The 14,460-nt window shown below is 52.0% G+C and carries 11 protein-coding genes; 8 read left to right on the top strand and 3 right to left on the bottom strand.

Annotation, left to right across the window (positions count from 1 at the left end; genetic code table 11):
• Positions 1-32 precede the first annotated feature (32 nt).
• Positions 33-1,004: an isopenicillin N synthase family dioxygenase gene (locus ACW9SV_RS06205; RefSeq protein WP_479555872.1), complete on the bottom strand. Its 972-nt coding sequence runs from the start codon at positions 1,002-1,004 to the stop codon at positions 33-35.
• A gap of 101 nt (positions 1,005-1,105) precedes the next feature.
• Between ACW9SV_RS06205 and ACW9SV_RS06200 the strand changes: the two genes are divergently transcribed.
• The 8 genes from ACW9SV_RS06200 (at position 1,106) to ACW9SV_RS06165 (ending at position 10,009) form a co-directional block, all read left to right on the top strand.
• Positions 1,106-1,975, top strand: a complete 870-nt coding sequence (locus ACW9SV_RS06200; RefSeq protein ID WP_479555871.1) for a hypothetical protein — start codon at positions 1,106-1,108, stop codon at positions 1,973-1,975.
• Between the two features lie 535 nt (positions 1,976-2,510).
• Entirely contained in the window at positions 2,511-3,230 is a 720-nt protein-coding gene (locus ACW9SV_RS06195; RefSeq protein ID WP_479555870.1) for an ABC transporter ATP-binding protein, read from the top strand.
• Positions 3,231-3,241: 11 nt separating this feature from the next.
• A complete protein-coding gene (locus tag ACW9SV_RS06190; RefSeq protein ID WP_479555869.1) occupies positions 3,242-4,486 on the top strand; it encodes an ABC transporter permease in 1,245 nt (414 codons plus the stop codon).
• Between the two features lie 145 nt (positions 4,487-4,631).
• Positions 4,632-5,882: an ABC transporter permease gene (locus tag ACW9SV_RS06185; protein WP_479555868.1), complete on the top strand. Its 1,251-nt coding sequence runs from the start codon at positions 4,632-4,634 to the stop codon at positions 5,880-5,882.
• A gap of 214 nt (positions 5,883-6,096) precedes the next feature.
• Positions 6,097-7,212, top strand: coding sequence for an efflux RND transporter periplasmic adaptor subunit (locus ACW9SV_RS06180; RefSeq protein ID WP_479555867.1), 1,116 nt, complete (start codon positions 6,097-6,099; stop codon positions 7,210-7,212).
• Positions 7,213-7,280: 68 nt separating this feature from the next.
• The gene (locus ACW9SV_RS06175; RefSeq protein WP_479555866.1) at positions 7,281-7,751 is read left to right on the top strand and encodes a hypothetical protein; all 471 of its coding nucleotides are present in this window, start codon (positions 7,281-7,283) and stop codon (positions 7,749-7,751) included.
• A 136-nt stretch (positions 7,752-7,887) separates the two neighbouring features.
• Entirely contained in the window at positions 7,888-8,988 is a 1,101-nt protein-coding gene (locus ACW9SV_RS06170; RefSeq protein WP_479555865.1) for a DUF3616 domain-containing protein, read from the top strand.
• Positions 8,989-9,118: 130 nt separating this feature from the next.
• Complete coding sequence (locus ACW9SV_RS06165) at positions 9,119-10,009, top strand: carboxypeptidase-like regulatory domain-containing protein (protein ID WP_479555864.1); 891 nt, start codon at positions 9,119-9,121, stop codon at positions 10,007-10,009.
• 165 nt (positions 10,010-10,174) lie between these two features.
• Here the strand turns inward: ACW9SV_RS06165 and ACW9SV_RS06160 are convergent, their stop codons facing one another.
• Positions 10,175-13,264 carry a glycoside hydrolase family 3 N-terminal domain-containing protein gene (locus tag ACW9SV_RS06160; RefSeq protein ID WP_479555863.1) on the bottom strand — a complete coding sequence of 1,030 codons (3,090 nt, stop codon included), beginning with the start codon at positions 13,262-13,264 and terminating at the stop codon, positions 10,175-10,177.
• Positions 13,265-13,362: 98 nt separating this feature from the next.
• Positions 13,363-14,418, bottom strand: a complete 1,056-nt coding sequence (locus tag ACW9SV_RS06155) for a S66 peptidase family protein (protein ID WP_479555862.1) — start codon at positions 14,416-14,418, stop codon at positions 13,363-13,365.
• Positions 14,419-14,460: the final 42 nt, after the last annotated feature.

Raw genomic sequence — 14,460 nt, 5'->3', positions numbered from 1 at the left:
TAAAGGCCCCTTTCTATGTTTCTGCAAACAGATTATTTTTTGAGTCCTAACTCCACCAGACGCTCGTTCAGGAACTCGCCGGCCGTGATGTCAGGGAATTGTTTTGGGTTCTGCTCATCAATGCAGCCCTCCAGGCAAGTCAGGTCCATCTCAGAACGTGGGTGCATGAAGAACGGAATAGAGAAGCGGGACGTGTGCATCAGCTCGCGCGGTGGGTTCACTACCCGGTGGATGGTAGACTTCAGCTTGTTGTTGGTGTGGCGCGACAGCATATCGCCTACGTTCACAATGATTTGCTCTGGCAGGGCCGTAATGGGAATCCATTTTCCGTCGCGGCGAAGCACTTGCAGACCATCGGCGGAGGCACCCATCAACAAGGTGATTAGGTTAATGTCACCGTGCTCAGCGGCGCGTACGGCATCAGCTGGTACGGCATCTGGGTTTTCAATAGGGAAGTAGTGGATGGCGCGCAGGATGCTGTTTCCGTTGTGAACTTTGGTGTCAAAGTAATCTTCAGACAAACCTAAGTATAAAGCCAAAGCACGCAGAACTTGTTTGCCGGCTGCCTCCAGACGTTTGTACGCCTCTAGTGCCACTCCCTGGAATTCGGGGGTTTCTGCGGGCCAAACGTTCTCTGGGTATTCGTTTTTAATGGAGTCGTTGTCGGTTACTTCCTGGCCCACGTGGTAGAACTCCTTCAGGTCACCGGTGTTGCGGCCTTTGGCGTGCTCTTTTCCTTTGCCCACGTAACCACGCTGTCCGGCCAGGCCGGGGATCTCGTATTTCTGCTTTACGTCATCGGGTAGGGCGAAGAATTTCTTGATGGCGGCGTACAGTTCATCGGTCAATTCATCGCTCAAGCCATGGTTTTTCAACGCCACAAAGCCAATGTTTTGGTGCGCATCGCCCATTGCCTGCACGAAAGCGGCTTTGCGGGCCGGGTCGCCGGAGGTGAAATCGGCTAAGTCTAAAGAAGGTATTTCTTCTAACAATTTATCGTTCATAAACCTGTCTTGACGTGTTTTTGAAAGTCTTTTAAAATGTGCTGCAAGTTACGAAATTTCTATCTTTGAAACATTCTACGTACTTATACGAAAACCCTACTATGAAAAAGAAACACCTATCATTTGTGGCAATAGCCGCTACGCTACTGGCCACCGCCTGTGACGGAAAACGTTCTGAAACAAGTGCGGCAACAGATACCACCGCCACCGCCGACCATTCTGGCATGGCCCACGATACTGCCGGCGTGCAGCACCAGGGCGCTATGGGCACCCCTATGGAAAAAGGAGGCCTGAAAGTATATTCTTACAGCAACTCGGTTGATTTTCCGGATGCCGAACTGGACCTGAACCAGCCCGAGAAGAACGGAAAAGTGACCGGTGACTCGGTACAGTTTAACTACGAGGTGAAAAACTACCAGTTGAGCCAGCAGACCTCAGACGCCGGCACCCACGAGCACGCCAACTCTAAAGAAGGCCAGCACATCCACAACATTGTGGACAACGAGCCATACACCGCGCACTACAAGCCTACGTTCAAGAAAGCCATTAAGCCTGGGCAGCATGTGGTGTTGTCGTTCCTGTCACGTTCTTACCACGAAAGTATCAAACACGACGATGCCTATGACCTGCGCGTAATCAACGTAGGCAATGCCCCAGCCAACGCCGCTAAGTTTGACGAAAGTGGCCAGCATCTCTTCTATAGCCGCCCTAAAGGCGAGTACAAAGGCGCTGACACCCGCAAAGTGATGCTGGATTTTTACCTGGTGAACACTAAACTGGCCAAAGACGGAAACAAAGTACGCGCCACCATCAACGGCAATGAGTTCATCTTAGACCAGTGGTTGCCGTACCTGGTAGAAGGTTTGCCAATGGGCGAAAACACCTTCAAGCTGGAGTTGATTGACAATGCAGGCAAGGTGATTCCTGGACCGTTCAACACCGTAGAGCGTAAAGTAACGCTGGCGCAGTAATCTGATTCTTGTGCCTTTTCAAAAAAAGCCGCTCCTAAACAGGAGCGGCTTTTTGTTTGGAACTGTAGAGACAAGGTATTGCCTTCTCTTCTCTTCTCTTCTCTTCTCTTCTCTTCTCTTCTCCCTCTTTTTTGTCATCTTGAAAGGACCTTGTGACAAACGGAAAGAGTGCTTAGTAGACGCTGATCGGTTCGCCCACAAGATCTTTCCAAAATGACAGAATTAGTGTAGGATATCCATTTGGAAAACCTTTTATGTCTGTTTTCCCCAAACCAGCCTTGAAACATTTTCGTGCTTCAGCATAGGGGAGGAGCGGGTAAATTTTGTCTTGAAAGAGTTGTAATAAGTATAAGGTGAATGCTACAAATAAGGTAAGTCGCTTTCACATAGACTGTTTTGGGCCGGTTTAACAAAATACTGGCTTAAAACAGTTACCTCTTTATGAAGCAGGCAACCAGCACCGAGAAAGTTGCATCTATAGAGTGTCACTTCCTCAGTTGAAGTCATTTGTTACGGGCATTTACCAAGGTCAACCATGATACAGCTCCAGGACATCCATAAGTACTATGCCATGGCGCAGAACAGGCTGCACGTGTTAAAGGGCATAGACCTGCACATTGGGGAAGGCGAATTGGTATCTATTATGGGTTCTTCGGGCTCGGGTAAATCCACGCTGCTCAACATTCTGGGTATTCTGGACGATTATGACCATGGGCAGTATACGCTGGCCGGGACGCCCATCAAGAACCTGTCGCAAGCCAAAGCCGCCTATTACCGAAACAAGTTTCTGGGCTTCGTGTTTCAGAGCTTCAACCTGCTCTCGTTCAAAAACGCCATGGAAAATGTGGCCTTGCCGCTCTATTACCAAAAAATAGGCCGCAAGGAACGAAACAAATTGGCTCTGGAGTACCTGGACCGCGTAGGTTTAAAAGAATGGGCAGAGCATTCGCCCAACGAAATGTCTGGTGGGCAGCGCCAGCGGGTAGCTATTGCTAGGGCGCTCATCAGCAAACCCAAATTGATTTTGGCCGACGAACCAACGGGCGCCCTGGATACCACCACTACCAATGAGGTGATGGAAATTTTCAAGGAGGTGCACCGCGAAGGCATGACCGTAGTTATAGTGACCCACGAAAACGACATCGCGGAGCAGACCCAGCGCGTGATTAGGCTCAAAGACGGCCTCATTCTGGATGATGGTCTGGGCAACAAAGCTGAGAACTTCCTGACGCCCGTCGCCTATACCCAAGCTTAACCCCGCAGCGCATGTTTGATGTAGACAAATGGCAGGAGATTCTGGGTACCATCCGGAAAAACAAGCTCCGTACCTTCCTGACCGCCTTTGGCGTGTTCTGGGGCATCTTCATGCTGGTTATGTTGCTGGGTTTCGGGCAGGGTTTGCAGAACGGCGTGTTTAACCGTTTTGGTGATGGCGCCAAGAACAGCATCTTCTTTTCCGGCGGAAAATCTTCTATGGCGCACGCTGGCTTAGGACCAGGCCGGGAAATTAAACTCACCAACGAAAACTTAGCCACCATTGCCCGGGAAGTGCCGCAAGTGCAGATTATCTCGCCTCGCAACCGCATTTGGGGCGAGTACACTATTAACTACAAAACCGAGAATGGCTCATACCAGGTCTTCGGGGCTACGCCCGAGTTTCTGGAGGTAAACGGTGAGCGTCTTAAAGCAGGCCGCTTGCTCAACGAGAACGACATCAAGGAGAAGCGCAAGGTTATTGTCTTAGGCGAGAAAGTGCGCGAGGTGCTATTCAAAGACAAAACTGGCTTAGAAGAATACGTGAACATCCAAGGCATTCACTTCAAGGTGGTAGGCATTTTCACGGTGCGCGGCAACAACGGCGGCCGGCGTGAGGAACGGGCCTACATTCCGTTTTCCACCCTGCAGAACACTTACAATCAGCCCAACCAGGTGCAGTTAGTGGCCATGGTAGCCCAACCGGGTGTGAAGGCGCAGGTGATTGAAGACAAAGTAAAAGCCCTGTTGGCCCAGCGGCACAAGTTCTCGCAAGAAGATGCGCAGGCGTTGGACATCAACAACGGCGAGAAAGAATACGAGCAAATCATGGGGCTGTTCAACGGCATTAACATGTTTGTCTGGGTGGTGGGCATAGGTACCCTCATTGCCGGGATTGTAGGCGTGAGTAACATTATGCTCATCATTGTGAAGGAACGTACCCGTGAAATTGGCGTGCGCAAAGCCTTAGGTGCTACCCCGGTCTCTATTGTGAGCATGATTTTGCAGGAATCAGTGGTGATAACAGCTTTCTCGGGGTACCTGGGCTTGCTGGCAGGTGTAGGCTTGCTGGACTTGATGCGCTATGCCCTGGAGGCCTCCGGCGCTGATTTGCCGTTCTTCGCCAACCCGGGGGTGAACCTGGGCGTGGCGGTTTCGGCCACGGTGCTGCTGGTGTTGGCCGGTGCCTTGGCCGGCCTGGTACCCGCTTTAAAAGCTGCCAATATCAAGCCTATTGAAGCTCTCAGGGCAGATTAAATTAGACATGACGAATTGGTGAGACAGGTGCCCCCACACCTTCTTTCCCAAAAACTTAGAAGTTGTTTCCGGTTCGGTTTCTGGAAATAAGCTCAAAAGAAGATTAACTTAGGACTCTAGACTCAGGACTCAGAACTCCACTAAAATGATTGACATAGACAAATGGGCTGAGATTTACGCCACCGTTCGGAAGCATAAGCTGCGGACGGGGCTCACGGCGTTTGGCGTGTTCTGGGGCATCTTCATGCTGGTGCTCTTGCTGGGCGCGGGCAAAGGGCTGGAGAACGGCATCATCAAAGACTTCAACGTGGCCAAGAACGCAGTCTTTGTCTGGACCCAGCGGACCAGCGTGCCTTACATGGGCCTCAAGGCTGGACGGTTTGTGCACCTCACCAACGATGACGTGAAAGCTATTCAAGAGCAGCTGCCAGAGGTAGGCGTGCTCTCGCCCAGCAACGGGCTAGACGGTACGTTTACGGTGAGCTACGCCAATAAGAATTCCTCCTTCAGCGTGAGCGGCGATTACCCCGAGATGTTGTACGTAGACCCGCTCACCATCAGCACGGGCCGGTTTGTGAACCGCTTGGACATCGAAGAGAAACGCAAGGTAGCCGTGATTGGGCCGCGGGTGCAGGAGGTCTTGTTCAAGCCCGGCGAAAACCCCATGGGTAAGTACATCAACATCAAGGGCAGCTACTTTCAGGTGGTGGGCATATTCACGCCGGTGGGCAAGGGCGAGGACATTGTGAATGCCTCCCAGACCATTTACATTCCTAATACCACGCTGCAGCAAACGTTCAACCAGCCCAACCGAATCGGGCACTTCAAGATTATTCCCGCGCCGGGCGTACCCGCCGAGGTGGTAGAAGAGAAAGTGAAAACCTTGCTGGCCCAGCGCCACCAAGTTGCGCCTACAGATTTGAAAGCCTTCGGGTCAGCCAACGTGGAGAAAGAGTTTCAGGAGGTACAGGGGCTGTTCGCGGGCATCTCAGGGTTCAGCTGGATTGTGAGCATCGGGACCATCATTGCGGGCATCATTGGGGTGGGTAATATCATGCTCATCGTGGTGAAGGAACGAACCAAGGAAATTGGCATCAGAAAAGCACTGGGCGCTACACCGTGGTCGGTGATTAGCTTAATTCTGCAGGAATCGGTGGTGATTACCAGTATTGCCGGGGTTACAGGACTAATTGCCGGAACCGGGCTGGTGGCCTTGATTAATTACGCTATGGAGCGCTTTGAGATAGATGCCGGCTTCTTCTATAACCCCGAGGTAGACCCGCAGGTGGCCTTGATGGCGATTACGCTGCTGGTGGTCATGGGCGCCATTGCCGGCTTGATTCCGGCTACTAAAGCTGCCCGGGTAAACCCTGTGGAGGCCCTGAAGGATGAGTAAGGTAATGGGGTGATTTTTCAATGTGCTGATATGCTAATGCTGTACTAAACGGTGCGTGCAGCACAAGAAAGAAAAGCGATACAAACAGAAGAGAAATGAAGTCCTGTTTTAGGCCTGCATTATAGAAAATGAAACTAAAACACCTCTGCAAATCACAAGAGGTGGAGAGTTAAAATAGCACACTAGCACATCAACACATTAGCACATTGAAATCATGAAAAAGGTATTCCTAGGTTTATTCATCGTCTTGTTTGTAGCCGGCAGCGTCTGGATTGGCTACTATTTCTACAAGAAATCGAACACTGACCCGGTGGTATATAAGACCGAGAAGCCGTTTTACACCAACATCGTGAAGAAGACGGTAGCCACGGGCTCCATTGTGCCACGCAGGGAAATCCAGATAAAGCCGCAGGTGAGTGGCATTGTGGAAGAGCTGTACGTGGAGGCGGGTCAGACCGTGCGGGCCGGACAAACCATTGCTAAAATCAGGATTGTGCCCAACATGGTGAGCGTGAACAACGCCGAGACCAGCGTGCAGACTGCCCGCATCGCCTTTGAACAGGCCAAGCGCGAGCTAGCCCGGCAGAAAATGCTGTATGACCAGAAAGTAATCGCCGAGCAGGAATACAACAAGTTCGTGATGGACTACAAGCTGCGCCGGGAAGACTTGACTTCTGCCGAAAACAACCGCCAGTTGGTGAAATCGGGTACCTCACGGCGTACGGGCGGTTCTAACATCATCATCTCCACTGTGGATGGCATGGTGCTGGACGTGCCGGTGAAAGTGGGCGCTTCGGTGATTGAGCGCAACAACTTCAACGAGGGCACCACCATCGCGGCCGTGGCCGATATGAAGAGCCTCATCTTCGAGGGCAAGATTGACGAGTCTGAAGTGGGCAAGCTGCGCGAGGGCATGGACCTGAACCTCACCATCGGCGCCATTGAGGACAAGGTGTTCAAAGCCAAACTGGAGTATATCGCTCCCAAAGGCGTGCTGGAGGAAGGAGCCGTGAAGTTCCAGGTGAAAGCCCAGGTGATGCTTCAGCCCGGCGATTTCCTGCGGGCCGGTTACAGCGCCAACGCTGATATTGTGCTAGACCAGAAACAGAACGTGCTAGCCATCAAGGAAGGCCTGCTGCAATTTGGCAAGAAAGGCAAAGACAGCGTGTTTGTGGAAGTGGAGACCGGGCCGCAACAGTTCCAGAAAAAACTGGTGAAAACGGGTTTGTCTGACGGCATCAACATACAGGTGGTGGATGGCCTCAAGGCCGAAGACAAAGTGAAAGTGGTGGAAGCTGCCTCGCCAGACGAGAAAAAGAAAGAATCTTAATCTATACCTACTGCTATACCTGAACCCGCTGGTGAGAACCGGTGGCTAAACCCTTTAAAAGCAAGAATATGAAAAAGTGGATTATCTCTGGCCTGTTAAGCATGGCCTTTTCCTTCATTTTGATTTCCGCGCAAGCGGGTATCAGCCCTACTGAGGTCAAGTTGGACAAGATTATGAACACGTATGCCACCAAGATGAAAGCCGCGTTCCTGGAGAAAAACGACCAGAAAACGATGGCTTTGATTAAGAGCGCCTCCATTGAGGCCGGCACTGAAATGAATAAAATGAAGCCCGAGCTAGAGCAGTGGGCAAAGTCTGTCAATGCCCTGAAAGGTGCCGAAAGAGAGGCCTTTGAGAAGCGCTATTCGGTCAAACCTTATTTCAAGACCATCTTCCAAGTTATGCTGGACCCCGAGGTGAGCAAACGACTTCAAGCCAACCCGGCCTTGGCCAAAGCCTTGAAAGAAGGCAATGCTGCGTTCCCTAACTTTAAATCTGAGGAAGGAAACATTGTGGAAGAGCCCTCAGAGGAAGGATAAGCCTTTTCCCGAAAGCAAAAACAGAACGCGACAACTCCACTACGGGTTGTCGCGTTCTGTTTTTGCCGTATGTTTCTGAAATCAGGCACAAAACCCGTTACTTTAGAAGGCTGCATTTAAGCCATTCACCATAACTATGAAGAACCCTGCCATTCCGCTTGAACTCCACTTTGACCCCACCCATTGCATGACCGCCACCGGTAAGCACGTGCGCGACGGCCTCTCCACTGTGTTGCGTACCGGCGATTACCTTTGGCTCAGCTGCGACGAGCAAACCACCCTGGAACGCCTGAAGAAAACCGGTGAACACACCTACGGCGAGCACGTGCACTTTGACCTCACCCAATACCTGGACCTGCCCGACAGCAACAGGTGCGAGATTGACATTGAAGGGCTGGCGGTGAGCGGGGGCTATCTGTGGCTGGTGGGCTCACACAGCCTTAAGCGCAAGAAGCCCCGCAAAGAAGACTCGGTGAAAAAGCAGATAGAGCGCTTGGCCAAGGTGAAAGGAGAGCCTAACCGCTACGTGCTGGCCCGCATCCCCTTGGTGCAGGACACCAACACCGGCGAGTACACCTTGTGCAAAGAATGCACAGATGCTGAAGACCCGTCCAAAACCTTGCGGGCCGCCCAGCTGATGAGCTCGGGTAAAAAGAACCAGCTCATGGATGCCATCGAGAAAGACCCGCACCTAGCTGATTTCCTCCCGATTCCGGGAAAAGACAACGGATTCGATATTGAGGGTTTGTCCATCCATGATGGGCGCATCTTTGTGGGGCTGCGGGGACCGGTACTTAGAGGCTGGGCCATGGTGCTGGAACTGGAGTTGGAAGACGCCGACGTAGAAGGGTTTCTGCAACTGAAAACCAATGCTGACGGCACCCTGTACAAAAAGCATTTCCTGCACCTGGCTGGGCAGGGTATTAGAGAACTTCGTGCCAAAGGCGATGACCTCTACATTCTAGCGGGCCCTTCCATGGATTTGGACGGCACCATTGCCGTGTACCGCTGGCCCAATGCCATGAGCAGCTCGCTTGAGGGCGAACAGGTAGTGCACCGCAAAGACCTGGAACACCTGTTTGACGTGCCCCACGGCAGCGGCCCCACCTCGGGCCAGGACAAAGCCGAAGGCTTGGCCATCTATGATGACGAGCACCTGCTGGTGGTGTTTGATAGCCCCGCAGATGCCCGCAAACCTGAAGAAAATACGGTGATAGCCGATGTGTATAAGATTTAGGAACGCATCAAATAAGCGGCAGAAGTGCACGTTGACAACAATGATTCCTCTCTTCAATTCTTCTGTTTTCGGGCTGCCTTTGTAAAAGCGGCCTGAAAACAGATTTTCTTTTCCTGGTTATCCATACGGCATGAAATCAGCAATCCTCCTGCTTTTAGTATTTCTTACGTCTGTGGGCGTAGGGCTTGGTCAGGTAAAAGGAACCATCACCGACAAAGCCACGGGCAAGCCGGTGGCGTTTGCCAACATCTGGGTGGAAGACGAGAATTCAGGGACCACTTCCTCTGAGAAAGGCGAGTTTCGTCTGGGCCAGACCAACCTGCAGGGCAAGACTCTGGTAATTTCATGCTTGGGGTATGAACGGACCAGAGTAGCTATATCCGGAGGAAGCGTTAACGTGGCGCTGGTTCCCGCGGCGGTGGCATTGGGCACAGTGACGGTGAAGAAGAGCACCAAGCGCCACAAATTCGTCATCAATAAACTAGACGAGAACACGGAGTATTCCTTCGGGAGCAACGGCACGCCCTGGATTGTGGCGCAGTACATTCCGTACAAACCTGGGTATGCTGCTACGCCATTTCTGGACGAGATTTCGCTGGTGACGCTAAGTAATATCAAAAACGCTTCGTTCCGGTTACATCTGCTGCAGGTGGGAGAGAACGGAGAACCGGGAAAAGACTTGCTTTCGGCCCCGCTGATAGGAGTGGCTCAGAAAGGCATTAAGACGGTGAACGTGAATGTAAGCCAGCATGACCTGCAGATGCCCGCCAAGGGATTATACATCGCCTTTGAATGGCTCATCATCAAACAGAACCGCTACGAGGCGGTAGACCCCGAGACCGGTGCGAAAGAAGGGCCTGCCAGAGTTTCCTATGAACCCAGCATCCGGAGTTACGGCCCAGACAACCGCAGCCCCAACGGCTGGATTTACCACCAGGGCAAATGGGTCAGCACCAACCAGCGCGAAGGAGACGCCATCACCTCGGCCACGCCGCACTTTCAGGTTACCTTGAGTAATTGAGAATTTTGGGTAGGGGCAATCCCTTGTGGTTGCCCTAACCCAGGTGCAAATAAAAAGGGCAACCACAAGGGATTGCCCCTACAAACCTCCTTCAAAACAAAAGGCCCGCTCTGAAATATCAGTGCGGGCCTTTTGTTTTTGCCTTACTTTCTACAAAATAGACGTTTATCGTCCGGTAGTAGAAGCGTTAGAAGTTGAAGTGCCGTTCTTAGCTTTCGCCATGGCGTCATAAACTACCTGCATCACCTTGGTGCGGGTGTTCAGTTGGCTGAGCACTGAGCTTTCACGGGTAGGGTGCACGCGGTTAGACATGAAGATGTAGACAATCTGGTTCACCGGGTCTACCCAGCTGTAAATACCCGTGAAGCCGGTATGGCCGAAACTTTCTGCCGGGGCGCTCTGGGCCGCATTCCCGTTCATGGTACCTGGTTTGGACGGGCGGTCGAAGCCGAGGGCGCGGTAGTTGTCTGGGCAGAACTGGCATTTGCTGAACGTACTCACCGTCTTGTTGGCGATGTAGCGTTTGCCGGCGTAGATACCATCGTTGAGGTACATCTGCATCACCTTGGCTAAGTCGTTCGCGTTTCCGAACAGACCCGCGTGACCGCTGACGCCACCCAGCATGGCGGCTCCTTCGTCATGCACCGTGCCGTGCAGCAGTTGTTTCCGGAACAGGGTATCTACCTCGGTAGGCACAATGCGTGACAGCGGGTAGTGCTTGTACGGGTTGAACGTAAGGGTATGAGCGCCTAACGGTCCGTAAATGTTCTTCTTCAGGTAGGTTTCAAAGTCTTCGCCGGTGATATTTTTCACTACCAACGGCGCCAGAATGAAAGACAAATCTGAGTACACGTACCCCGGTTTCTCGTTCAGCGGCGATTTTTTGATTTGCTCGTAGATCTCCTCAGCGTGGTCTTTATGGATGTACAGGTTCTTGGCTACCCTAATCGGGAATTTGGCCGAAGAATCTGGGCTGAAGACATTGCTCTTTAACTCACCATTTTTCTTCACTTCCTCTTTCCAGAACGGAATCCAGGATTTCAGGCGGGCCTGATGCGTAAGAATGTCGCGGTATTTCAGGCTTTCCTTGTTAGACTTTTGCATCAGGGGTAGGTACTCGCCTAGGGTCTTGTCCACGTCAAACTTGCCTTCGCCGTTCAGTTTCATGTAGGCGGCCAGCGCCGTAGTAATCTTGGTTACCGAAGCCAAGTCGTACAAGTCTGTGTTCTTCACCGGCGTCTGGTTTTCATAGGTATGATACCCAAACGACTTGGCATAAATTACTTTCCCGTTTTTAGCGACCAATACTTGAGCGCCCGGTGTAGCTTTCGCCCGGATGGCTTGGTTTACCAAAGTGTCAATTTGGGCAAAGTCTTGTGATTTCAGGCCCAAAGCCTCTGGTTGCGTGTAGGCCAATCGTACTCCGCCGTCGGTTTTCAGGCCATTGGTCATCCGGAAGTAGTTTGACACGTTCACCGGCAGTTTGCCTTTCGCACCCACACCCCCGAAAATAATTTGAGCGGCTACATCCTGGGTTAAGGCGTTTTCCTGATAGGTGGCTAATACGCCGTGCGCTTTCTCAATGTCTTCAAAACGGTTGAGGCTGTACACGTTCCCGAAAACGCTCACAATAGTTTGCTTAGAACGGATAAGGTCCTTCAGAAACAGGTTCATCTCAGCGGTAATTCCAAAGGTATTGTTGCCTGAGGCTTTCAATTGCAGCTTGTGCACGCCAACTAAAATGGTGTTATAGTTTTTCAGCTTGTCTTTCAACGCTTGTAAATCAGCAATAGAGCTGGTAGGCGACAGGAAGAAGTTGTCCACTTTCGCGTACTTGGCCAAGCTGCGCTGGAATTCAGTCTCTGTGTTAGTACCCAAAGCCAAAGCAGCAATGTTCAACGTGTCCAGCGTTTTAATAGGCAGAACGTTGTCTTTGTTGCGTAAAAGCGTGAGCGAGGCCTCCGTTAACTGACGGTTGATGAAGTCGGCAGTAGGGTTGTTCAGGTCCGCAATCAGGTTCTCGGTTTCAATAGGCTGCCAGTTGTCTAGGCCCACCCATTGTTTAGCGGCCAGCACTTTCTTACAACGGGCATCCACCTCGGCCTGGGTAATTTCTTTGTTAGCAATGGCTTTCTTCACCTCCTCAATGGTGGTTTTCACGTCCATGGTGTTTAAAAGCACATCGTTCCCTGCCAAAAGGGCTTTCACGTCCACCACTCCGGGAGGGTAGAACTTAGCCACACCTTGCATGTTGAGGGCATCGGTGAAAACCAAGCCTTTGAAGCCCATCTCTTTTTTGAGCAAGTCACTTACAATGTTCTTGGAAAGGGTAGAGGCTACGTCTTTGGTGTTATCCAGCACCGGAATGTTCATGTGCGCCACCATTAAACTTCCCAAACCATTTTTCATGAGCTCTCTGAACGGATACAGTTCAGTAGAGTCCAGACGCAGTTTAGAGAAGTGCAGTACTGGCAGACCGTAGTGTGAATCTACGTTGGTATCACCGTGGCCCGGGAAGTGTTTGGCGTTGGCCATTACTTTGTTGTCCTGCATGCCCTTCATGTACGCCATGGATTTGCGGGTCACGTTGTGTTTGTCTTCACCGAACGAGCGGAACCCGATCACTGGGTTGTTGGCGTTGTTGTTCACGTCTACCACCGGCGCGAAGTTTACGTGAATGCCCAACCGGCGGCATTGGCGGGCAATCTCAGCCCCCATGTCATAGATCAGTTTCTCGTTTTCAATTCCGCCCAGACTCATCTGGTACGGGAATGACACTGTGCTGTCCAGACGCATGCCCAAGCCCCACTCGCCGTCAATGGAAATCATCAAAGGCACCTTGCTCTCGCGCTGGTAGCGGTTGGTCATGTGCGCCTGTCGCACCGGTCCGCCCTGAAAGAAGATTAAACCGCCCACCTTGTAGTTGGTCACCAACCGGCTGATGGAGTCAATGTGCGCTTGGTCCTTGTTGGAGTACACCGGAATCATGATCAGCTGCGCGATACGTTCCTCAGGTGTCAAGGTCTTAAACACGGAGTCTACCCATTTCTGGTTCGCACCCAGATGCGGAGGGTCGTTCTTCGGGTTGAATACCGGAACCACTGGTTTCTTGGCGGCTGCTTTCTTGGTAGCAGTAGCCGTTTTTTTAATGGCAGCTTTGGAGGATTTACGCTTACCGGTTTGCCCGTGCAAGGAAATAGCGCCTACCAAAAAGATGAAAATGATAGCGAGGGAAAGAAAACGATGTTTTTTCAAGGCAATAGACAGAAATATAGAGATGTAGGTAGCAAGAAAAGGATGCAAATTAAGGCAATTATATCAAAAACAGGTCCAAAGCCCGGCAAAGTTCAGAATTAAGCCACCGCACCCTGTAATAACCTGATAGTTCCCGCTGTGGCATCTATTTCGGCCTCGGCCCCCACCGGAATAGTGAATTTATGGGTGATATGCCCGATCATGGCCCCCGAGTACACCGGCACTTTCAACGGTTGCAAGTGCTGTTCCAGTACCTCTTCCAGGGTCAGCGAGCCATAGCCGCCTTTACCCGGTTCGCAGTCTGAGCACTTGCCAAACACCACGCCTTTCACCTGGTCCAAGACGCCGGCTAGTTTCAGTTGCGTGAGCATGCGGTCTACCCGGTACACGGCCTCGTTGGTGTCTTCCAGAAACAGAATAGCGTCTTTCCAGTTGGGCAGGTACTCAGACCCGATGATGGCGGTGAGCACCGTTAAGTTTCCGCCTACCAGTTTGCCACGGGCGGTGCCGGGCGTAATGGTGGTGATGCGGTCTTTGGTAAGGGTGAGGTTATCGCCCAGTTCCTTGGGGTTCTCAAACAGCACCGGACTGCCATCAAACAGCACCTGACGGAAAGAATCCACGGAGAACTTGTTCCAGGTAGCCGAGCCCACCGGACCATGGAATGTCACCAAGCCCGTTTTGGCGTTGATGGCCAAGTGCAGGGCCGTGATGTCTGAGTAACCGATGAGCGGTTTCGGGTTCTTCTGGATGGTTTTGTAGTCCAGCAGGGGCAGTAATCGGGCGCAGCCCCAGCCCCCGTGAACGGCCAAGATTCCCTGCACACTTTTGTCCGCGAACATGGCGTTCACGTCCTCGGCCCGCGCCTGGTCGGTGCCTGCCAAATACCCGAAGCGGTCAAACACGTGCTTCCCCAGTTTTACCTTCAGGCCCAGCGCTTCCATAGATTCTTTGGTGATCTGCACCGCCTCCCGGCTGAACGCCGCTCCCGCCGGACAGATCAAGCCTACCGTGTCGCCGGGCTTCAAACGGGGCGGAACTAGAGTTTTGGGGGCTTTTTCAGGAAAGGAGCTTGAAACAAAACTTAGCAGGGGAAGCGAGGCGGCGGCCATAGAAAGAGACGCCAGCACCTCGCGGCGGGTACGGGTAGACATAGATAACAAGGTTAGGGATAGGCAGGAATAAGCAAGCGTTAA

The organism is Rufibacter sp. JT20002 (genome assembly GCF_056491185.1).
Note: the sequence above shows the minus strand (reverse complement) of the source record. Positions and strands in the feature narration are given on the sequence as shown.

Coding starts and splice junctions, on each gene's coding strand:
- ACW9SV_RS06205 (WP_479555872.1), bottom strand. CDS start 1,004: ATGAACGATAAATTGTTAGAAGAAATACCTTCTTTAGACTTAGCCGAT.
- ACW9SV_RS06200 (WP_479555871.1), top strand. CDS start 1,106: ATGAAAAAGAAACACCTATCATTTGTGGCAATAGCCGCTACGCTACTG.
- ACW9SV_RS06195 (WP_479555870.1), top strand. CDS start 2,511: ATGATACAGCTCCAGGACATCCATAAGTACTATGCCATGGCGCAGAAC.
- ACW9SV_RS06190 (WP_479555869.1), top strand. CDS start 3,242: ATGTTTGATGTAGACAAATGGCAGGAGATTCTGGGTACCATCCGGAAA.
- ACW9SV_RS06185 (WP_479555868.1), top strand. CDS start 4,632: ATGATTGACATAGACAAATGGGCTGAGATTTACGCCACCGTTCGGAAG.
- ACW9SV_RS06180 (WP_479555867.1), top strand. CDS start 6,097: ATGAAAAAGGTATTCCTAGGTTTATTCATCGTCTTGTTTGTAGCCGGC.
- ACW9SV_RS06175 (WP_479555866.1), top strand. CDS start 7,281: ATGAAAAAGTGGATTATCTCTGGCCTGTTAAGCATGGCCTTTTCCTTC.
- ACW9SV_RS06170 (WP_479555865.1), top strand. CDS start 7,888: ATGAAGAACCCTGCCATTCCGCTTGAACTCCACTTTGACCCCACCCAT.
- ACW9SV_RS06165 (WP_479555864.1), top strand. CDS start 9,119: ATGAAATCAGCAATCCTCCTGCTTTTAGTATTTCTTACGTCTGTGGGC.
- ACW9SV_RS06155 (WP_479555862.1), bottom strand. CDS start 14,418: ATGTCTACCCGTACCCGCCGCGAGGTGCTGGCGTCTCTTTCTATGGCC.